This window comes from Candidatus Methylomirabilota bacterium, from assembly GCA_003104975.1.
In the GTDB taxonomy this organism is placed as follows: Bacteria; Methylomirabilota; Methylomirabilia; order Methylomirabilales; family Methylomirabilaceae; genus Methylomirabilis.
The window spans coordinates 202,799-224,104 of the sequence record PQAM01000004.1 but is presented as its reverse complement, the minus strand read 5'-3'; the positions used below and the strand labels follow the sequence as shown (position 1 = coordinate 224,104).

Below are 21,306 nucleotides of genomic sequence, written 5' to 3'. Positions count from 1 at the left end.
TCTGGAGACAAGGTAACCCCTTACGGCGGCAGCGTATGTCGGCACCGGTCCGATTCTTGTGACAGATTTTGCCCTTGTCCGCTGTCGGTGGTTGTCTTACAGGCAGGAGGCAACCATGCGGCGTCTGCGAAACCTCTTGCCTTCAGTGCGGTCCTCTGATATAAGGCAAAGGCATTGCGCATTGATATCGGTAAGGTCTTTCGGCGCCCTCACGAGGTCTTTGTCGATGCCACGCTACCTCGCAGCTACGTTGTCAGTGCTCTTCGTCTTTGCCTCCCCTTTTCTCATGCCGGCGGCCCCTGCCCTGAGCCAAGCCGAAGGGTCGGCCCAGGAGTCAGGGTCCCGTGGCCTCCTCGATACCATCGATACGCTCAAATCGGCTGTCCGGATCGAGGCGAACGAGATCGAGCGCCGCGAGCGCGACAAGCTGACCATTGCAAGGGGTGACGTCCGCATCCTGATGGAGAATCGCATCCTCAATGCCGATGAGGTTGAGGCCGATGAGGCCCAACAGGTCATCCGGGCGAGGGGGAGGGTGCAACTCATCGATGGGAAAAGCCGTCTGGACGGCGATCGTCTCGAATACCACTATCGCACCAATACGGGTGTCATGTATCAGGCCAGGGGCGCGATCCCGCCCGCCACCACCTTTCAAGGGATCGAGGTCCACAAGGAGGGTGACCGCCGGTATCGGCTGGTTGACGGCAGTTTCACGACCTGCCGTATCTGTCAACCCGAGCCGGGCGGCGTCGATTGGGAGATCCACGCCAAAGAGGCGTTGCTCGAAGTGGATGAGTACCTGGAGGCGAAGTCGGCATCGTTCTGGGTTCGCGGTATCCCCTCTCTGTACGCCCCGTATATCCTGTACCCCGTAGGGCCGCGTCGCACCGGTTTCCTGATTCCCAGCATCGGCACCGGCGGTCGGTCAGGGTTTACGTTTAAGCAGCCGTTCTTCTGGGCCATCGATGAGTCCCAGGATCTCACCCTGACCGGCGCCTACAGGAGCAAGCGGGGCCCTGAAGGCCAGGCCAGCTATCGGTACGTGTTAGGGCCGGAAGCCAGCGGGTTTGTGGACGGTCGGATCATGAAGGATCGGGAGAGTGAAAGGCGAAATGAGGTGCGGGCGACCCTGACCGCCCGGCACGATCAGCAACTCGACCCACGGCTCAGCCTGAAGGCCGATATCAACTACGTCAGCGACCGGGTATTCCGCCGGGCATTTGCCGACTCCCCCCCGGAGACGAGGACGGCGAGCTTTACTGACGCGCGCGTCTTTCTCACCCAGATGTGGCAGCAGTACGGTCTTGAGCTTCGGTTGGACGACAGCCGTACCCTGAATCCTGATACCCGGGACAGTCGCCTGAGCCGCGCCCCTGAGGTTAACTTCTTTGCCTCTCCGCAGCGACTCTTCGGCTCGCCCATCCTGCTGGAGGGACGAGCCTCCGGGACCTATCTACAGCGGAAAGAGACGCCGGACAGCGGCCGGACCGATCTGTTTCCACGATTGTTGCTGCCGTGGCGGCTGGCGACCTTTGCCGCCATGACGCCGTCGATCGGCTTTCGCGAGACCGCCTACACGAAGCACCGCGGTGGAGGGGGCGGGACCAGCCGGGAGCTGTTTGAGGCTCGAAACGAGCTGACGGCCCGATTCTTCCGTAATTTCGATGTGGCGGGGGCGCGGGTCAATCGGCTGGTTCATCTGCTCGAGCCGCGACTCAGCTATTGGTACGTGACCGCCGGGAATCAGCGAAAGATCCCGCAGTTCGACAGCGTCGACTACATCAGCCCGCAGAACCGGATCACCTACTCCCTGACCAACCGCCTGCTGACCAAGTTCAAGGAGGCCGACGGCGCCATCCGCACCCACGAACTGGTCTCCTTTTCGATCGGTCAGAGCGTCAACCTCAATCCCCAGACGCGAACCTTCTCCGACCTCTTTTTGAATGCGCTGACACCGGAACGGATCGATCAGGCGGTCCGCGAGGCCAGCCGAGAGCCGGCCGGCCGTACGGGTTTCTCGCGGGTGCGTGAGCGGCGGTTCTCCAACCTGGTGGCCGACCTCCGCGCCTCTCCCTTGCAGCATCTGGGCTTCTATGGGGTGACCGCAATCAATACGGAGCGCAATCGGATTGATGCAATCGAGGCCGGCGTTCGACTCACCTACCCGGAGTATGGACGGTTGGAGTTGGCCCACTCCTTTATCCGCGGCGGCGATACGGCCGATCAGGAGGAGGGACCGTTTCGCGATCGAAAGACCTCGGGCATCATCGGCCGGTTGTTGCTCACGCCGATCAAGAACGTCGCCATCAACTACTACGGGCGCTACGATCCCCGCCGGGGTACCAGTCTGGAGAATAATGTGGTTCTCACCTACGCCACCTGCTGTTGGATGGCGGGCATTCATTTTGTTAATCGTCGCAATCGCGCGTTTGAGTCGGGGGTCGGCGGCTCGGAGGACAGCGTGGAATTCTTCTTCGATCTGCTGACCGGTGGCGCCCCGCCGCCTCCGGAGCGGGGCGCCAGGTATCTTCGGCGCTGAAGACAGTTGACCGGGACGGGTGGGACAGGTAGAATGACCGGCATGAGAGAGGGCATACTTGGTATCAGCAAAGGATAGTGTATCCAGGTTTCTTGACACGTTCCGTTCGCCCTGAGCCCTTCGACATGCCAACCGTTCGTCCTGAGCCTGTCGAAGGAGACGGTTGGCATGCTCAGGACAGGCTTGTCGAAGGGTGCATAAACTGGGCTTCGACGGGCTCAGCCCGAACGGGATTAAGGGTTAAGCGATTTCCGATACACTGCACTGGTGCGACCAGCCCTTTCGAGGAGGAATGATGTACTACCCGGTATTTCGGCCACGCCGCCTGCGTCAGAATGAGACCCTTCGCCGGCTGGTACGGGAAACCCACCTGCATCTTGACGACCTGATCCAGCCGCTTTTCGTCGTTCACGGTCGCGGCGTCCGCCAGGAGATCGGCCCCATGCCGGGCTGCTATCAACTGTCGGTGGATGAGCTGGCCAAAGAGGCAAAAGAGACGGCGGCGATGGGAATCCCCGGGATCATCCTGTTCGGGATTCCGGCCGCGAAGGATGCCGTCGGCTCGGAGGCCTACGCAGAGGATGGGATCGTTCAACAGGCCGTACGGGCAATCAAGGACACCGTCTCGGATCTGCTGGTGATCACCGATGTCTGTCTCTGTGAATATACCAGCCATGGTCACTGCGGGGTGGTCGAACGGGGCCAGGTCAAAAACGATCCCACCCTGGAACTGCTGGCCAGGGCGGCGCTCTCCCATGCTGAGGCGGGGGCCGACATCGTGGCGCCGTCGGACATGATGGATGGCCGGGTATCGGCCATCCGCGAGACGCTGGATGAAGAGGGTTTCGAGGATACGCCGATCATGGCCTATTCGGCCAAGTATGCGAGTGCCTTCTATGGGCCGTTTCGTGATGCGGCCGCCTCGGCGCCGCAATTTGGTGATCGCCGCACCTATCAGATGGATCCGGCGAACAGCGATGAGGCGCTGCGAGAGGTCGGACTCGACCTGGAGGAGGGGGCGGACATTGTGATGGTCAAGCCGGCCTTGCCGTATCTGGATATCCTCTGGCGGGTTAAGGAGGAGTTCGGCGGGCCGGTTGCGGCCTATCATGTCAGCGGCGAGTACGCCATGTTGAAGGCGGCCGGGCGACTGGGGTGGATCGACGAAGAGCGGGTGTTGCTGGAGACGCTGACGTCGATCAAGCGGGCCGGCGCCGACCTGATCCTGACCTATGCCGCCAAGGAGGCTGCGCGCTTGTTGGAGAGCAAGGCGTGATCGGCCCATCGATCGCTCGCATGCAGACCGGCCCACGTTCGAGGGCGTACTTTGAAGAGGCGGCGCGCCTGCTGCCTGGAGGGGTCAACAGCCCTGTTCGGGCGTTCCGAGCGGTAGGCGGGAACCCGGTGGTGGTCGAGCGGGCCCAGGGTTGTCGCCTGTATGACGTTGATGGCTCCAGCTATATCGACTACGTCGGCTCCTGGGGGCCGATGATTGTCGGCCATGCCCACCCTGCCGTCGTCAAGGCGATCCAGGAAGCGGCAGCCCAGGGCGTGAGCTACGGCGCGCCGACAGTCTGGGAGACCACGCTGGCCCGCATGGTGGTCGAGGCGATCCCCTCCATCGAGCTGGTTCGGTTTGTGAACTCCGGAACCGAGGCGACGATGAGCGCCATCCGACTGGCCCGCGGGGCGACAAAACGCAACCGGATCGTCAAGTTCGAGGGGTGCTACCACGGCCACGCCGACAGTCTGCTGGTCAAGGCCGGATCGGGCGCCATGACCTTCGGTGTGCCGGACAGCCTCGGCGTTCCGTCGGACCTTGCCCATCTGACGATGACGCTGCCGTATAATGATGTTGACGCCGTCCGGTCGGCGTTCGAGTCGGCGGGCCGAGAGATTGCCTGCGTCATTGTTGAGCCTGTCGTCGGCAATATGGGGGTTGTCCCGCCGCGGCCGGGATTTCTGACAGCGTTACGGGAGATCACCGCTGCGTCCGGCTCGCTGCTGATCTTTGACGAGGTGATGACCGGATTCCGGTTGGGCAAAGGGGGCGCCCAGGCGCGCTACGGCATACAGCCGGATTTGACCTGTCTCGGCAAGATTATCGGTGGCGGTCTGCCGGTGGGTGCCTACGGCGGTCCGCGCAGCATCATGGAGCAGGTCGCGCCGCTGGGGGCCGTATATCAGGCCGGGACCCTGTCCGGTAACCCCCTGGCAATGCGGGCCGGTATCGAGACCCTTCGCCTGCTCGACGAGCCCGGATTCTACGAGCGGCTTGAGGCAAGAGGCAACCAACTGGAGTCGGGACTGCAAGAGCTGGCAGCACAAGGGGGGATCGCGCTTCAGTGTCAACGGGTGGGTTCGATGTGTACCCCCTTCTTTGTCGACCGGCCTGTCGTCGATTATGCGACGGCCAAGGGTGCGGATACCGATCGATATGCCGCGTTCTTTTGGGCCATGCTTGAGCGGGGGGTCTATCTGCCGCCGTCGCAATTTGAGGCGGCCTTTCTGTCCGATGCGCATGCCGTCACCGATGTCGAGACGACCCTGCTGGCGGCACGGGATGCCTTGGCTGCACTTCGGGGTCGTTAACGTCTGATCACCAGAGTTATTCGTTCTTCACTCACATTAAAGGAGGGCTGTTGAGTTGCGTACTGATGTCCTGTTCCAATTCCGTTACCACTGGCTATTAGCGGTTCTGCTGTTGCTCGTTGTAGGGGTCTCGCCCGCCTTCAGCGCGGGGAACGAGGGTGCGGTGTCCAGCGCTCGGGCGACCTGGGAGGAGAAATGTGTCGCATGCCACGGTGCAAGCGGTAAAGGTGATGGCTGGCGGACAAAGCCGATGTTTTGGATGAAGACGCCGAACTTCACCGATGCGGCCTATATGCAGAAACGATCCGATGATGCCCTGTTGCAGGTACTGAAGGCGGGTGGCCCGACGGGCATGCCCGCGTATGGACTGAAGATGTCCGACCCGGAGCTGAAGGAGCTGGTGGCCTTCGTTAAAGGTTTTTACAGCGCGCCAGAGCCGGCCAAGCCGGCAGCCAAGGCGCCGGCAGCCCCGACCAAGTCCGCAGGTAAAGCGTCAGCAGAGCCGACCAAGCCCGCAGGTGCGGCCCGCAAATAGACGCTACCCCCGGGGGTGTACTTGCGTCGACGCAAAAAGCTCCAGGGTGGCGAGGGGTTGCGGCGTAAAAGATACAATAGTGTCCTGAGTCAGAAGTTCGATGAAGAAGTCGACGCCCCATGTGTCGTCATTCCCGCGAAAGCGGGAATCCAGAGCTCCGGTCATTTCCTGGATTCCGGCTCGCGCCCGCGATGCGGGCTTGGCCGGAATGACGTCCGCAAGTATGCAACGAATTTCAGAAACAGGGCAATAGCGCTGCGCATCAACGCTTTTCCCCTTGACAGGCTATAGGGCGTGTGCTAGTATGCGCGAAATTTCACGAAGTTAGTTGGGACATCCCGGAAGGCCCTGCAGCAACCAGTCGGCACACTCTACATAATGCCCTGCGCGGGGCAATTTTTTTTGTCGCCGGGATAGAATCAGAGACCCGGCGATCCCCTCTGTGAGGCCAGGCGGTAAGGCCTGCCTCGTCCACGTCGGACGCGCACATCGAAGGTAGAAGGTAGGTGGTGAGATGGCGGCGGATTATGCGGCGGTAGGCGTCTTTCTGGTGGTCGGACTGCTGTTTGTTGTGGTCAATGTCGATATCGTCTCCCGACTGCTGCGCCCGGTTAACCCCGAGCCGGAAAAGTTCACGACGTACGAGTGCGGCGAAGACCCCGTCGGGGCCTCGTGGATCCGCGTTCACGTCCGATACTATCTGTATGCCTTGGTCTATGTCGTCTTCGCCGTAGAGACGATCTATCTCCTGCCGTGGGCGGTCGTCTTCCGCAAGTTGGGCATGTTTGCCTTTGTGGAGATGATGCTCTTCATTGTCATCCTGCTGATCGGGTTCGCCTATGCCTGGCGTAAGGGCGCCCTGGAGTGGGTCTGATGACGCCGGACGAGCTGCTTGAAGCGATCAGGTCACAGTTCGGCGACGCGGTCAAGGCGTCGGAGGTCAAGGGTGTCGAGGCCCGGATGGATCTCCAGCGGGACAAAAGCTATGCGATCCTTGTCGCGCTCCTGGGGATGGGGTTCGATTACCTCAACTGCCTCAGCGCCGTCGATAGGATTGCGAGCGGCGAGTTTGAGGTGGTCTACAACATCTCCACTCTGTCGATGCCCACGAAGGTCCTGGTGCGGGTACGGATTCCGCGCGAGGACCCGATGATCAGAAGCGTCGCGGCGCTGTGGCGGACGGCCGACTGGCACGAGCGGGAGGCCTTCGATATGATGGGCATCCGCTTTGAGGGTCATCCCGACCTGCGACGGATCTTGCTGTCTGAGGATTGGGTCGGGTATCCGTTGCGCAAGGATTATCAGGACGAACGGCTGGTTCCGTACGAGCCGGTGTAGGGACGGTATCTGTTGAGGCAGGTCGAGATGGAATCGCATGAGATAGAGATCGCTGAACGCACCCGTGAGACGATGGAGGAGATGTACGTCAACATGGGGCCTCAGCATCCCAGCACCCACGGGGTGCTCCGTCTCCTGCTGAAGCTGGACGGCGAGATCGTCACCGAGGTCGTCCCGTACATCGGCTACCTGCACCGATGCCATGAAAAGATCGGCGAGAACCGGATCTTTACCCAGATTATTCCGTATACCGATCGACTGGACTATCTTGCCTCGATGTACAACAACTGGGGCTTCGTCTTGACAGTGGAGCGGCTGCTCGGGGTCGCGGTGCCGGAGCGGGCCGAATATATGCGGGTGATCCTGGGAGAGCTGCAGCGCATCGCCAGTCACCTGATCTGGTTGGGGACTTTCGGTCTCGATCTGGGCAACTTTACCATCTTCTTGTACTGCTTCCGGGAACGCGAAATGATCCTCGACCTGTTTGAATCGGTCTGCGGTCAGCGGCTGAACTACGCCTTCTACCGGGTCGGAGGGATGCCGATGGACCTGCCCGATTCCTTCGTCAGTAACTGTAAGGCGTTCCTGGAATGGTTCAAGCCGCGCCTGCCGGAGTACGATGCCCTGATGAGCGACAACATTATCTTTCAAAAGCGGGTGCAGGGTCTCGGGATCCTCGACCCCAAAACGGCTATCAACTATGCCATCAGCGGGCCGGTGCTCCGCGGCTCCGGGATCAAGTGGGATCTGCGCCGGAACGATCCGTACTCCATTTATGATCGCTTCGAATTCGAGATTCCGGTAGGGACCTCCGGCGACGTCTGGGACCGCTATATGGTCAGACGGATCGAGATGGACGAGAGTATGAAGATCATCGAACAGGCCCTCCAAGGGCTGCCGTCCGGCGAGGTCATGGCCAAGATGCCGAAAAAGCTGAAGCCGCCGGTCGGAGACATCTACAGCAGGGTTGAGACCCCCAGGGGCGAGCTGGGGTTCTATATCGTGTCAGACGGCTCGGAGAAGCCGTACCGGTACAAGGTCCGCTCTCCGACCTTTGTCAACCTGAGCGTCCTGCCGGAGATCGGCAGGGGCTATCTTGTCGCCGATCTCGTGGCCATCCTGGGAAGCATCGATATTGTGCTCGGCGAGGTGGACCGCTGAAAAACAGTGTTCAGTGTTCAGTGTTCAGTTTTCAGTTACAAGTTTTCACTACGAACCACTTAACACTGAACACTGAAAACTTGAAACTTGTATGAGCATGGAAGATTGATGGAACCTGTCTACGATATCTTGAGTGAGTGGGGGCTGCCCCTGGTCGTCTCCCAGTTGATCGTCTTGCTGGCGGTGGCCACGGCGGTGCTCATCTTTACCGCCGTCTCCGTCATGTTCATGGTCTGGTGGGAACGGAAGATCAGCGCCCATATCCAGGTCCGTTTCGGGCCGATGCGGGTCGGCGGCTGGCACGGTTGGGCCCAGAGCATCGCCGACGGAATCAAGCTCCTCCTGAAGGAGGATATCATCCCGGCAGGGGCCGACCGGGTGGTGTTCGCCCTGGCGCCGATGGTCGTCTTTGCGGCCTCACTCGCCGCATTTGTCATTATCCCGTTCGGTCCTGGTCTCATCGCGAGCGACCTGAACATCGGCGTCCTGTTCTACATCTCGATCTCGTCTCTAACCGTGGTGGGAATCATCATGGCCGGCTGGAGCTCCAATAATAAGTATTCGGTCCTGGGCGCCGTCCGTTCGGCGGCGCAGGCGGTCAGCTACGAGGTCCCCCTTGTGGTCTCGGTGATCGGGGTGATCATGACGGTCGGCTCGATGAGCATGACCCGGATTGTGGAGGCGCAGGAGGGGATGTGGTTTGTCGTCCCGCAACTGCTCGGCTTTCTGATCTATCTGACGGCGGCGATCGCCGAATGCAACCGGACGCCGTTCGACATCCCGGAGGCCGAGTCGGAGCTGGTGGCCGGCTTTCACGTCGAGTACAGCGGGATGCGATTTGCCATCTTCTTCCTGGCAGAGTACGCCAATATGTTTGTGGTCTCAGCCATCGCCACTACGCTGTTTCTGGGCGGATGGCACGGGCCGCTGTTACCGGGGTGGGTCTGGTTCCTGCTCAAGACTTATTTCATCATCTTTCTGATGATGTGGCTGCGTTGGACGCTGGCCAGGCTGCGGGTCGATCAACTGATGAATCTTGGATGGAAGTTCCTGTTGCCGCTGGCCTTTCTGAATATGGGGGTCACCGGATTGATTCTGGTGCTGAAAGGTCCGTAGGGTGGGGTTGCGCCGGTGACTGTGATACAAGGCATCTTCTTCTTGGTGGCGGCCTTTACGGTGGGCGCATCGCTTCTGGTGGTCTCGGCCAGAAACCTGGTGCATTGCGCCATCGCGTTGGTCTTTGCTTTCTTCGGCGTCGCCGCGCTGTTTATCCTGCTCGATGCCGAGTTCCTGGCGGCCGCGCAGGTGCTGCTGTACGTCGGCGGGATCACGATCCTCATGCTCTTCGCGATTATGTTAACCAGTCGAATCTCGGCTAAAGGGCTCAAGATCATGAATGAGCAGGTCGGGATTGCGGCGCTGGTCGTCCTGGCGATCTTCGGTCTGATGGCCTTCGCCAGCCTGAAGGGTTTTCCCGCGGCGGTCGCGCCCGCGGTGATGGCGGATAATACCGCCTCACTCGGGACGCTCCTGCTGACCACCTATGTGCTCCCGTTTGAGGTGGTCTCGCTTCTGCTGCTGGCAGCCATGGTGGGTGCGATTATCCTCGCTCGGCGCGAACGTGGAAAGGATTGACGCATGGTACCGCTGTCGTACTACCTGATTCTTAGCGCGATCCTGTTTGCCATCGGGATGTTCGGGGCCCTGACCCGCCGCAACGCCGTCGGCGTTCTGATGGCGCTCGAGTTGATGTTTAATGCGGTCAATCTGAATTTTGTCGCATTTTCCCGGTATCTCCCCCAGCCGCTGTTGCAGGGACAGGTCTTTGCCATCTTTGTCATCACCGTGGCGGCGGCCGAGGCGGCGGTGGGGCTTGCGATTGTTCTGGGCTTGTATCGGAACTTCCAGACCATCAACGTCGACGAAATCAACCTGATGAAATGGTAGGCATAGCGTTCATGTTCGTAACCCCCAACCCCCAACCCCCAACCCCCGGATTCGTATGAAACTGGTTGCGCTTGTGCCGTTGTTCCCGCTGATCGGGGTGCTGATCAACGGGCTGTTCGGATCCAAGATTAAGGATCGGGCCCACCTGATCGCCGTTCCGGCCGCAGGCCTGTCGTGTGTCGTCGCATTCATCCTCTTTTTCAGAGCGCTGGGCGGCGAGACACTCGATTGGGATGTCTATCCGTGGCTGGCGGTCGGGGACCTGAAGGTACCGGTCGGATTCCTGGTCGACCCGCTGTCGACCGTGATGATGCTGGTGGTCACCTTCGTCGGGTTCCTTATCCACGTCTATTCGATCGGCTACATGCACGGCGACCGTGGCTACGCCCGCTTCTTCACCTACCTCAACCTGTTTATGTTCTCCATGCTGATGCTGGTGCTGGCGAACAACTACCTGCTGATGTTTCTGGGGTGGGAGGGGGTCGGGCTCTGCTCGTATCTGCTGATCGGTTTCTGGTATGAGAAAACATCAGCCGGTGACGCCGGCAAGAAGGCGTTTGTCGTCAACCGGGTCGGCGATGCCGGATTTATCCTCGGACTCTTCCTTATCTGGACCACCTTCGGGTCGCTCAAGTACAGCGAGGTGTTTGCGGCCGTCGATCCCGCGCTGGGCGCCGGGATCTATACTACCATCACGCTGCTCCTGTTCGTCGGGGCAACCGGTAAGTCGGCCCAGCTTCCGCTCTACGTCTGGCTTCCTGATGCCATGGAGGGTCCCACTCCCGTCTCGGCCCTGATCCATGCGGCTACGATGGTGACCGCGGGGGTCTATATGGTGGCCCGGTCGAACGCCCTGTTCAACCTGGCCCCGTTCAGCCTCGAGGTGGTAGCCTGGGTCGGCGCGCTGACCGCGGTCTTCGCGGCCACTATCGCGCTGGTTCAGAACGATATCAAGAAGGTGGTGGCCTACTCCACCATCTCTCAGCTCGGCTACATGTTCCTCGGCGCCGGTGCGGCCGCCTACCCATCGGCCGTGTTTCACCTCGCCACCCACGCCTTCTTTAAGGCGCTCCTGTTCCTCGGTGCCGGATCGGTCATTCATTCGCTGCACGGCGAGCAGGATATCAGGAAGATGGGCGGCCTCTGGAAGGCGATGCCGATTACGACCTGGACCTTTCTGCTGGCGTCGTTGGCCAACGCCGGTATCTTCCCCCTGGCGGGCTTCTGGTCCAAGGACGAGATCCTGTTTAACGCCTTCGTGCGTGGGCTGACCATCCCCTATCTGCTGGGACTGATCGGTGCGTTTATGACGGCCTTTTATATGTTCAGGCTCTTCTTCCAGGTCTTCACCGGGCATTTTCGCGGTGATCACCACACGGCCCATCACCTGCACGAATCGCCGCCGAACATGGCCTATCCCTTGTTGGTGCTCGGCGTGCTGTCGGTGGTCGCCGGGGTGGTATTCGGGTTCCCGCCGGATCACGGGCTCTACCACAAATTCGTTGCGCCTATCTTTGAGGCTGCTCACGGATCAGAAGCGGTCGCCGGGCACGTTGTCGGTGAGGCTGTAGAGCATGCGGCGGAAGGGGGCGCCGGACATGCAGCGGCTGCTGCGGCGGCCGGGCATGCGGCGGGCGCGTCAGAGCTTGTGATGGCCGTGGTGTCGCTGGCCGTGGCGGCGGCCGGGATCGGTCTCGCCTATCTGTTCTACGTCAAACGGCCTGATATACCGGCGGCGCTGGCCGAGAGACTGCGGGGTCTCTACAACCTGCTCCTGAATAAGTATTGGGTGGACGAGCTGTATGAGGCCATCTTTATCGATTTCGGCAAGGCCTTCTGCCGTTTCCTGTGGGGGGTCGACGCGCGGGTTGTCGACGGCGCCGTCAACGGCAGCAGTTGGCTGACGATGCGGCTGAGCGTGGTCTCGTCCTGGAACGACATCAAGATTGTTGACGGTCTGGTTAACGCTATTGCGAACGTCATCCAAGGCGGAAGTTTCACCCTTCGGCGACTGCAGACCGGGGCGATTCAAAACTATATTCTAGCCATGACGGTCGGTATCCTTGGCATGGTAGTGTTCTATCTCTTTCTCTAAGAGGCGCTAGTGTCCTCAGTCAAAAGGTCGATGAAGAAGTCGGCGCTCTCTGTGTCGTCATTCCCGCGCAAGCGGGAATCCAGAACCCCCGGTATTTCCTGGATTCCGGCTCGCGCCCGCGATGCGGCCCCCGACCTGATCGGGGGCGGAATGACGTCCGCAAATACGCAACGAATTTCAGAAACGGGACACTAGTAAGAACCGAGACAGGAGGTTTGCGGTTTCCATGAATGCACTTCAGTTTCCGATCTTGTCCCTGTTGACGTACCTGCCCCTCGCCGGGATCGTCGTGATCGCGCTGCTCCCGAAGGAGTCGAAGGGCGCCATCCGCATGACCGCCCTGGCCTTCACGGTCGCCGACCTCTTGATATCGCTCTGGATTCCTGCCTACTTTGATTCGGCGACGGCCGACATGCAGTTCGTCGAGAAGGTCTCCTGGGTTCCCTCCATTGGTGTGACCTATTTCTTCGGCCTCGATGGGATCACCCTGTGGCTGGTCATGCTGACTACCTTCCTCTCCGTGATCACGGTCGTTTGTTCATGGGAATCGGTGAGCATGAGGTTGAAGGAGTATTATGCCTTTATGCTGATGCTGGAGACCGGCATGCTCGGCGTCTTCTTCTCTCTCGACTTCTTCCTCTTCTATATCTTCTGGGAGGTGATGCTGGTGCCGATGTACTTTCTCATCGGCATCTGGGGAAGCGATCGCCGTCTCTACTCGGCCATCAAGTTTTTCCTATATACGTTGTTTGGCGGCGTCATTATGTTGTTGGGGATCTTGGCCGTGTACTTCTACCATGGCGCCGAGACGGGGACCTACACCTTCAATATCTTCGAGTTGATGAAGGTGTCCTATCCCTCAACACCCGTCGTGACACTGTTGGGCCTGCCGCTGTCGTTTCAGGATCTGGTCTGGCTGGCCTTCTTCCTGGGCTTCGCTATCAAGGTGCCCCTGTTTCCCTTCCATACGTGGCTGCCTGACGCCCACACTGACGCCCCCACCGCCGGCAGCGTGATTCTGGCCGGTGTCCTGCTGAAGATGGGGACGTACGGCTTCATCCGGTTCAATCTGCCGATGCTGCCGGAGGCGACCCAGCACTTTGTCCCGATGATCATGTTCCTGTCGATCACCGCCATCATCTACGGGGCGCTGGTCTGCATGGTCCAGGTCGACATGAAGCGGTTGATCGCCTACAGTTCTGTCAGCCACATGGGATTCGTGATGTTGGGCATGTTCGCGCTGAATTTTCAGGGGGTTCAAGGCAGTATCATCCAGATGATCAATCACGGCCTGTCGACCGGCGCGCTCTTCCTGATCGTCGGCCTGATCTACGACCGCCGACATACCAGGCAGATTTCGGAGTTCGGCGGGCTGTCGAAGCAGATGCCGGTCTACTCTACCATGTTCGCGATCGTGATGTTCTCTTCCATGGGTCTCCCCGGATTGAATGGTTTCATTGGAGAGTTTTTAATTCTGGTCGGCGCCTTCAAGGCCAATTATGTCTGGGCCGTCTTTGCCGTGACCGGGATCATCCTTGGCGCTGCCTACATGCTCTGGCTGTTTCAGCGGACCATGTTCGGGGCCTTGGAGAACCCGAAGAATATGGCGCTAGCCGACCTGAGTGCCAGGGAGATCAGCACCCTTGTGCCGATTATCATTATGTGTTTCTGGATCGGCCTGTACCCGTCCCCCTTCCTGAGCCGGACAGAGGCATCCGTCAACTACGTCCTGGCGCGGGTCCATAAACAAGACGCCGTCGCTGAACCGTACCTGAGTCAGTCGACCGAACCCGCTACGGGCCAGGTCGAGGTCGCCGCCGACTCTGATCATGAGGGGCCTGTCCTTCCGATCAAGCGAGCTGTGGCCGGCCACATTGAAGGAACCCGATGACGCCAGTATTCAACATCGCCGATCTGTCGACGACCTCGCCGGAGGTGATCCTGAGCCTCGTGACCATGGTGATCCTGACGCTCGATTTTATCGCCCCTCCGGGCGGACGCGACTGGCTGGGGTATCTCAGCATCCTGGGCGTCGTCGCCACCTTCGCGACCCTCATGGGCCAATGGGGGGCCATGGAATCGGCCTTCAACGGCCAGTATATCAGCGATCCGTTCGCGTTCTTTTTTAAGATCGTGTTTCTGATCTCAGCCGCGTTGATCCTGATGATGTCGATCGGATACCTGAAGAGCGAGCGGATCGACAAGGGCGAGTTCTATCCGCTCATCCTCTTCGCCACACTGGGCATGATGTTGATGGTCAGCGCGGTGGACCTGTTGATCCTCTACATCGGCCTGGAGATGATGTCGATTTGCATTTACATCCTGGCCGGGTTTTTGAAGCGGGAACAGCGCAGCAGCGAGGCCGCCCTGAAATACCTGCTGATGGGGGGATTTTCGTCCGGGATCATGCTGTACGGCATCGTGATGCTGTACGGGCTGACCGGCACTATCGGCCTGCGAGAGATCGCCTCGATGATCTCGGCGGATACGATCTCGAACCCGGCGCTCATTCTGGGTATGGTGATGCTGGTGGCCGGCTTTGGATTCAAGATTGCCGCCGTTCCCTTCCACATGTATATCCCGGACGTGTACGAAGGCGCCCCGACCCCTGTGGCTGCGCTGCTGTCGGCCGCATCGGAGGTGGCCGGTCTCGCCATCCTCTTGCGGGTCTTTCTGGTCGCCATCCCGGATCTTCAGGAGCGCTGGACGCTGCTCTTTTACCTGTTGTCGCTCTTGACGATGACGGTGGGTAATGTGGTGGCGATCGCACAGAGCAATATCAAGCGGATGCTCGCCTACAGTTCCATCGCTCACATTGGTTACCTGTTGATCGGATTGGTGGCAGGGCGAGAGCTTGGGATCTCGGCCGTTCTGCTCTATACCTTGATCTACGCGCTGATGACGCTGGGCGCCTTTGCTATGGTGATCCTACTCTGTGTGGGGGAGGTGAAGGGGGAGCGTATCGACGATTTTACCGGTCTGGCGCAGCGCAGCCCCCTGGCGGCCGCCGTCATGTTGATCTTTCTCCTCTCCTTGGCGGGCGTCCCTCCGACGGCCGGCTTTGTCGGGAAGTTCTACCTGTTCGGCGCCGCCATCGAACGAGGCTATGTGTGGCTGGCGATCATCGCGGTCATCAACTCGGCCATCTCGCTCTTCTACTACATGAAGGTGACGGTGGCGATGTATATGCGCGATCTTCCGCCCCAAGGGTTGACCTTGAGCTCTTCCATGCCTCTGCGGCTGGCGCTGTTGGTCACACTGGTCGCGACCCTCGCGATCGGGATCTATCCGGGTCCCTTCCTGGAGTTGGCCAGGGCGTCGGTCGTAGGCCTATGGTAAGAGAGAGTGGCTGAGTGTTGAGTGTTAAGTGGCGAGGCGCAAAAAGTCAGCGCTACAACCAGCCGTCACCCCGGCGAAAGCCGGGGTCCAGAAGCTTCTAAACACTGGATTCCGGCTTCCGCCGGAATGACGATAGGGTTGTTGGAGTATGACGAGTACTTACGCAAGTAGACACTGGCCACTCAACACTAAACACTTAACACTGATACGGGCGAACCTTGACAGTGCGGAAGGGGGAGGACTAGAGTAAGATTGAACGCGGTAAAAGCAAATCCCCCCATTTCCCCTTTGATAAAGGGGGGTGAGGGAGGATGTTATCGGCAGGATCATGAAGGACAATCAGGTTCGACTGTGGCGGCAGCTCGCGGGACTGAGCTCACTCGGAATTACGTTTGCCGCCTCGATCGCCATCGGGGCCGCGATCGGCATCGCCCTGGATCGCTGGCTGGGTACGTCGCCGTGGCTGATGATTCTGTTCTTTATCTTCGGGGTTGCGGCGGGTTTTCTCAATCTTATGAAGGATCTCAAACATTGGGGAGGCTGATTTTTTTGCGGCCTGTATGTGATTTCCCGCACAAAAACGGGGAGGCGTGATGGAGCATCATCCGACAGTTTTCCAGATTCCGAATTTTCTCGGGGCAATCGGGATTCCCGGGGCCTGGATACCGGAACATATCGCTATGGCATGGCTGGTGATGGCCATCCTGATCGTCGTGTCGCATCTGGCGACGCGGCAGCTCCAGGCGGTACCGGGGCCGGTCCAGAACTTCATGGAGGTGGTGATCGAGACCTTTGTGGATCTGCTGACGCAGATGATCGGACACGACGGCAAACGCTACCTCCCCCTGATCGGCACGGCCGGCCTGTTCATTCTTGTCGGCAATCTCCTGGGCATGGTTCCCGGCCTCAAGCCCCCGACGGCGAATCTCAACACGACAGCCGCCCTCGCCATCACCATCTTCCTCTCATATAACTACTTCGGCATACGGGAACAGGGGATCGTGGCCTATTTGCGGCATTTCTGCGGACCGATCATATGGTTGGCGCCCATCATGTTTCCTATCGAGTTGATCGGTCACCTCGCCAGACCGATCTCGCTGTCGATCCGGTTGTTCGGCAACATCTTCGGGGAAGAGAGCGTCATCATTATCCTGCTGTCGTTGATCTGGTTGGGGATTCCGTACGTCATCTATCTGGGTATCATGATGCCCCTGAGCCTCTTTACCAGTTTTGTTCAGGCCTTTATCTTCGTTATGCTGTCCATGGTCTATATCGCCGGAGCCGTTCACGTCGAACACGAGGAGCACCACTAACCCCATCTAAATTCTGAAAGGAGTTGTGCCGATGAGTCGTATGCAAGGAGCGCTCGCGCTGCTGTTGGTCACGGTCATGTTAATATTTGGGTCCCAGATCGCTCTCGCCGTTGAAGGGGCCGCGCCTGAGTCATCCAGTGCGTCGGGCGCGTCGAATTTCTTTATCGTCTCGGTCCTCACGGGTGGATTTGCCATGGCGATTGCCTCCGGTGCGGCCGCCATCGGCCAGAGCCGGGCCATCGTCAGCGCACTGGAGGCGATGGGACGACAGCCGGCAGCCGCTCCGAAGATTCAGGTTGCGATGATCATCGGTCTCGCATTGATCGAGTCGCTGGCGATTTATGTGTTGCTTGTTGCGCTGATCATTTTCTTTGCGAATCCTTTCATCAAGTACGTGGTGCCGGGTGCATAGCCGACAGTGAGGTTGAGGGCGACAACCGATCGCCCAGGAGAAGGACACGGTGCTGCTGTCATATCTACCGATTATTATCCTGATCCTGTTGGCGACCGGTTTTGCCCTCGGCACGCTCTTTGTTTCGCATATGCTCGGGCCTCGGCGGCCCACTCCAGCGAAGGCTATTCCGTACGAGTGCGGGATTGATCCGGTTGGCTCCGCCCGGCAGCGATTTTCGGTGAAGTTTTACCTGGTCGCGATGTTGTTCATTGTCTTCGACATCGAGATCGTGTTCCTCTACCCGTGGGCGGTCACCCTGAATAGCCTCAAACTATTCGGGTTAGTGGAAATGGTTCTTTTTCTCGGTATCCTCCTGATCGGACTGGTGTATGTCTGGAAGAAGGGGGGCCTGGAATGGGTGACGTAAAGGGGACCGAGGAGAATCTCACCGTATCAAAACTGCGAGAACGATTCCCAGATGCAGCCTTCTCGACCAGAAGCTTTTGCAATGAAACGACCCTCCTTGTCGGGTCCGGCGACCTTATTCGTTTCTGCCGGTACCTAAGAGAGGATCCCGGTCTTCTCTACGATTTCCTTTCTGATCTCACCGCTGTCGATCGGTTCGGAGACCATCCACGTTTCGAGGTCGTCTACCATCTCTATTCTCTCCAATACAAATCGCGGATCCGGCTCAAGATACGGGTCGATGAGGGTGAGGCTGTACCCAGCGTCACGGCCGTCTGGGGCACCGCCAATTGGCATGAACGTGAAGTCTTCGATATGTTCGGCATATGCTTTGACACCCACCCCGACCTCCGGCGGATCCTTATGCCGGAGGGGTGGGAGGGATTCCCGCTCCGAAAGGATTATCCGGTGCAGGCCTCTCCACGGTGGTGGGAAGAGGGGACGGCGGGTGGCTGAACAGCGCACCATGACCATCAACATGGGGCCCCAACACCCCAGCACCCACGGTGTGCTGCGTCTGGTCCTGGAGCTGGACGGGGAGATCGTTATCCGATGCACGCCGCATATCGGCTATCTGCATACGGGCATGGAGAAGATCGCGGAGAGCAAACGGTACCAGCAGGTCATCCCCGTTACCGACCGGATGGACTATCTGGCCCCCCTCAGCAATAACCTGGCCTATGTCCTGGCCGTCGAAAAGCTGCTCGGTATCGAGGTTCCACCGCGAGCGCAGGTCATCCGCGTCATGCTGACGGAGTTGACCAGGATCGGCAGCCACCTGGTCTGGCTGGGAACCCATGCCATCGATATCGGGGCGATGAGCATGTTCCTCTACACCTTTCGGGAGCGCGAGGCGATCCTCGACATGTACGAACAGGTGTCAGGGGCCAGGATGATGTCCAGTTACTTTCGGATCGGCGGCCTGTTTGCCGATCTGCCCGAGGGGTTCGAGCGGACTGTTCAGTCGTTTATCACCAGTTTTCCCAACCGTCTGGCTGAGTATGAAGACCTGCTGACGAATAACCCGATCTGGATCGAGCGGACCAGAGGGGTGGGTGTGATCAAGCCGAACGAGGCTGTCGATCTCGGCCTGAGCGGCCCAAGTCTGCGGGCCTGTGGGGTCGCGTGGGATATCCGCAAGTCGAACCCTTATTCGGGGTATGAGCAATTTCACTTCGAGATGTCCCGAGGCAGTCATGGCGATGTCTACGACCGATACCTGTGTCGTCTCTTTGAGATGCGACAGAGCGTGGCGATCGTTCGCCAAGCGCTGGAAAATCTCCCTGACGGGCCGGTCGTCGTCGCCGATCCAAAGCTGATCCCGCCGCCCAAGCCGAGGGTCAAGCAAAGCATGGAGGCGCTCATTCACCATTTTCTGCTCTGGTCGCAGGGGTTTACGGTGCCGACAGGCGAGGTGTATCAGAGCGTTGAGTCGCCGAGGGGAGAGTATGGCGTCTATCTGGTCAGCGACGGCAGCAACCAACCGTACCGCGTCCATTTTCGCGCGCCCTCCTTCGTGAACCTGCAGTCGTTGCCGCGGATGGTGGAGGGGCGATTGGTGGCCGATCTGGTGGCGATCATCGGCAGCATCGACATTGTACTCGGCGAGGTCGATCGATAGAAAAGCAGGGTATAGGGTAAAGGGTATAGGGTTTAGACAGACAAAGGAAAATTCGCGGGGCGTTAGTTTTCTTCTATACCCTACACCCTATCCCCTAAACCCTGTACCTGGCTTTTGAGATGAGATGACGGAAGAGGCCATTCAAGCGATCTTGTCGCGATATCCTGATCGGCGTTCCGCGCTGATACCGCTTATGCACCTGTATCAGGAAGAGGCAGGGTATTTGACGGAGGACGCCATGCGTGCGCTGGCCGCCCGTCTTGACGTCCCCACGATCCAGGTCGCAGAGGTCGCCACTTTCTACGATATGTTCCGCCTGAAGCCTGGTGGGTGGCGCGAGATCTGGGTCTGTCACAACCTCAGTTGTGCGCTCTTGGGGGCCGAGCAGGTGATCCGGCGTCTTGAAGAGGTACTGGGGGTCAGCGCGGGCGAGACGACGGCCGATGGTCTGTTCACGCTCAAGCGGGTGGAGTGTCTTGGGGCGTGCGGGCACGCCCCCGTCATCCAGGTCGGGCCGGACTATTTCGGTTCGGTTTCGCCCAGCGATGTGGATGGATTGGTGGAGCAGTTGAAGCAGCAATCAGCCGACAGAGATCCGTAGGGGCAGGATTTATCCTGCCCAAGGAGGGCGCAGCAAGCAGCGCCCCTACATATCTATGATTGAGAAGATCCTCACAAAGCGGTTTGAGATCCCGGGGTATCGCGGGACCCTCGCGGAATACGAGGCGACCGGCGGCTACCAGGCCATTGCGAAGGCGCTCAAGGAGCATACGCCTGCCAACCTGATTGACGCGGTGAAACGCTCGGGGATCAGGGGGCGGGGAGGCGCGGGCTTCCCCACCGGTGTCAAATGGGGCTTTATTCCTAAGGATTCGGACCTTCCCAAGTATCTTGTCTGTAACGCCGACGAGAGCGAGCCGGGGACATTCAAGGATCGCGAGTTGATCATGCGGGACCCGCATCAACTCCTCGAAGGGATCATGCTGGCCGGTTATGCCATCGGGTGTCGGAACGCCTATATCTACATCAGGGGCGAGTTTGTCGCGGGCGCCCGCATTCTCGAACGGGCGATCGGCGAGGCGACCGCCCGTGGCTTGCTTGGGACAGACATCCTGGGAAGCGGCTTCAGCCTCGACATTCACGCGCACCGTGGGGCCGGCGCCTATATCTGCGGGGAAGAAACCGCCCTATTGGAATCGTTGGAGGGCAAAAGAGGGCTGCCGCGGCTGAAGCCACCGTTTCCCGCAACATCGGGGCTCTATCGCAAACCCACCGTCGTCAACAATGTGGAAACCCTCAGCAATATCCCGCATATCGTCATGCGAGGGGCCGAGTGGTTTGCGAGCATCGGCACCACCAAGAGCACAGGGACCCGGATCTTCGGTGTCAGCGGCCACGTTCGCCGGCCCGGCATCTACGAGTGCCCGATCGACGTGCCCATGCGGGAGCTGATCTTTGAGCATGCGGGCGGGCTGCGCGAGGGGCGTCGCCTGAAGGCGGTGATCCCGGGCGGCTCCTCGGTGCCGGTGCTGACCGAGCGGCACCTGGATACCCGGATGGACTTCGAATCGTTGGCCATGGCCGGCTCGATGGCCGGCTCGGGCGGCGTCATTGTGATGGACGAGACCACCTGCATGGTCCGGGTAGGGGAGATCGTGACTCGATTCTATCACCATGAATCGTGCGGACAGTGCACCCAATGCCGGGAGGGGACGGCGTGGCTTCACAAGACGCTGAGACGGATTGAAGAAGGCCGCGGGCGGCAGGCCGATCTCGATCTGCTCCTGGATATCTGCGATAACATGAAGGGGAAGACCATCTGCCCCTTAAGCGATGCCGCCGCCATGCCGATTGAAAGCTATCTGAAGTACTTTCGCGATGAATTCGAGCGGCACGTTGTCGAGCAACGCTGTCCGTTTGGAGCCCAGGTCGGGGCCTGGGCCAGGCCTGAGCACCAAACGTAGACA

21 protein-coding genes are annotated in these 21,306 nt (G+C 59.6%); all 21 read left to right on the top strand.

The window, feature by feature from the left end:
* The first annotated feature begins 115 nt into the window (after window positions 1-115).
* The 21 genes from C3F12_02330 to C3F12_02230 all read left to right on the top strand — a co-directional run bounded on the left by C3F12_02330 (window position 116) and on the right by C3F12_02230 (window position 21,303).
* A complete protein-coding gene (locus C3F12_02330) occupies window positions 116-2,539 on the top strand; it encodes a hypothetical protein (GenBank protein ID PWB48614.1) in 2,424 nt (807 codons plus the stop codon).
* Window positions 2,540-2,834: 295 nt separating this feature from the next.
* Window positions 2,835-3,815 (top strand): porphobilinogen synthase, encoded by a 981-nt coding sequence (locus C3F12_02325; GenBank protein PWB48613.1) that lies wholly within the window; start codon window positions 2,835-2,837, stop codon window positions 3,813-3,815.
* Window positions 3,816-3,835: 20 nt separating this feature from the next.
* Entirely contained in the window at window positions 3,836-5,131 is a 1,296-nt protein-coding gene (hemL, locus tag C3F12_02320; GenBank protein ID PWB48636.1) for a glutamate-1-semialdehyde-2,1-aminomutase, read from the top strand.
* 109 nt (window positions 5,132-5,240) lie between these two features.
* Window positions 5,241-5,666 (top strand): cytochrome C, encoded by a 426-nt coding sequence (locus C3F12_02315; protein ID PWB48635.1) that lies wholly within the window; start codon window positions 5,241-5,243, stop codon window positions 5,664-5,666.
* 514 nt (window positions 5,667-6,180) lie between these two features.
* Complete coding sequence (locus tag C3F12_02310; GenBank protein PWB48612.1) at window positions 6,181-6,540, top strand: NADH-quinone oxidoreductase subunit A; 360 nt, start codon at window positions 6,181-6,183, stop codon at window positions 6,538-6,540.
* Window positions 6,540-7,004 carry an NADH-quinone oxidoreductase subunit C gene (locus tag C3F12_02305; GenBank protein ID PWB48611.1) on the top strand — a complete coding sequence of 155 codons (465 nt, stop codon included), beginning with the start codon at window positions 6,540-6,542 and terminating at the stop codon, window positions 7,002-7,004. The genes C3F12_02310 and C3F12_02305 overlap by 1 nt, the downstream gene beginning before the upstream one ends.
* Before the next feature lie 27 nt (window positions 7,005-7,031).
* Entirely contained in the window at window positions 7,032-8,165 is a 1,134-nt protein-coding gene (locus C3F12_02300; protein ID PWB48610.1) for an NADH-quinone oxidoreductase subunit NuoD, read from the top strand.
* 108 nt (window positions 8,166-8,273) lie between these two features.
* Window positions 8,274-9,281 carry an NADH-quinone oxidoreductase subunit NuoH gene (locus C3F12_02295; protein PWB48609.1) on the top strand — a complete coding sequence of 336 codons (1,008 nt, stop codon included), beginning with the start codon at window positions 8,274-8,276 and terminating at the stop codon, window positions 9,279-9,281.
* Window positions 9,282-9,296: 15 nt separating this feature from the next.
* Window positions 9,297-9,800: an NADH-quinone oxidoreductase subunit J gene (locus C3F12_02290; protein ID PWB48608.1), complete on the top strand. Its 504-nt coding sequence runs from the start codon at window positions 9,297-9,299 to the stop codon at window positions 9,798-9,800.
* A 3-nt stretch (window positions 9,801-9,803) separates the two neighbouring features.
* Window positions 9,804-10,112, top strand: coding sequence for an NADH-quinone oxidoreductase subunit NuoK (locus C3F12_02285; GenBank protein ID PWB48607.1), 309 nt, complete (start codon window positions 9,804-9,806; stop codon window positions 10,110-10,112).
* Window positions 10,113-10,167: 55 nt separating this feature from the next.
* Complete coding sequence (locus tag C3F12_02280) at window positions 10,168-12,207, top strand: NADH-quinone oxidoreductase subunit L (protein PWB48606.1); 2,040 nt, start codon at window positions 10,168-10,170, stop codon at window positions 12,205-12,207.
* Window positions 12,208-12,433: 226 nt separating this feature from the next.
* Window positions 12,434-14,098: an NADH-quinone oxidoreductase subunit M gene (locus tag C3F12_02275; protein ID PWB48605.1), complete on the top strand. Its 1,665-nt coding sequence runs from the start codon at window positions 12,434-12,436 to the stop codon at window positions 14,096-14,098.
* Window positions 14,095-15,546, top strand: coding sequence for an NADH-quinone oxidoreductase subunit N (locus C3F12_02270; protein ID PWB48604.1), 1,452 nt, complete (start codon window positions 14,095-14,097; stop codon window positions 15,544-15,546). The genes C3F12_02275 and C3F12_02270 overlap by 4 nt, the downstream gene beginning before the upstream one ends.
* A 328-nt stretch (window positions 15,547-15,874) precedes the next feature.
* Entirely contained in the window at window positions 15,875-16,090 is a 216-nt protein-coding gene (locus C3F12_02265; protein PWB48634.1) for a F0F1 ATP synthase assembly protein I, read from the top strand.
* Window positions 16,091-16,139: 49 nt separating this feature from the next.
* Window positions 16,140-16,859 (top strand): ATP synthase F0 subunit A, encoded by a 720-nt coding sequence (gene atpB / locus C3F12_02260; protein ID PWB48603.1) that lies wholly within the window; start codon window positions 16,140-16,142, stop codon window positions 16,857-16,859.
* A gap of 76 nt (window positions 16,860-16,935) precedes the next feature.
* Complete coding sequence (gene atpE, locus C3F12_02255) at window positions 16,936-17,271, top strand: ATP synthase F0 subunit C (GenBank protein ID PWB48633.1); 336 nt, start codon at window positions 16,936-16,938, stop codon at window positions 17,269-17,271.
* A gap of 49 nt (window positions 17,272-17,320) precedes the next feature.
* Window positions 17,321-17,680, top strand: coding sequence for an NADH-quinone oxidoreductase subunit A (locus C3F12_02250; GenBank protein PWB48602.1), 360 nt, complete (start codon window positions 17,321-17,323; stop codon window positions 17,678-17,680).
* Window positions 17,668-18,174, top strand: coding sequence for an NADH-quinone oxidoreductase subunit C (locus C3F12_02245; GenBank protein ID PWB48601.1), 507 nt, complete (start codon window positions 17,668-17,670; stop codon window positions 18,172-18,174). Before C3F12_02250 ends, C3F12_02245 begins: the two co-directional genes overlap by 13 nt.
* Entirely contained in the window at window positions 18,167-19,339 is a 1,173-nt protein-coding gene (locus tag C3F12_02240) for an NADH-quinone oxidoreductase subunit D (protein ID PWB48600.1), read from the top strand. The genes C3F12_02245 and C3F12_02240 overlap by 8 nt, the downstream gene beginning before the upstream one ends.
* A gap of 124 nt (window positions 19,340-19,463) precedes the next feature.
* A complete protein-coding gene (locus C3F12_02235; protein ID PWB48599.1) occupies window positions 19,464-19,940 on the top strand; it encodes an NADH-quinone oxidoreductase subunit NuoE in 477 nt (158 codons plus the stop codon).
* Window positions 19,941-19,995: 55 nt separating this feature from the next.
* Complete coding sequence (locus tag C3F12_02230) at window positions 19,996-21,303, top strand: NADH-quinone oxidoreductase subunit F (GenBank protein ID PWB48598.1); 1,308 nt, start codon at window positions 19,996-19,998, stop codon at window positions 21,301-21,303.
* The last annotated feature ends 3 nt before the right edge of the window (window positions 21,304-21,306 follow it).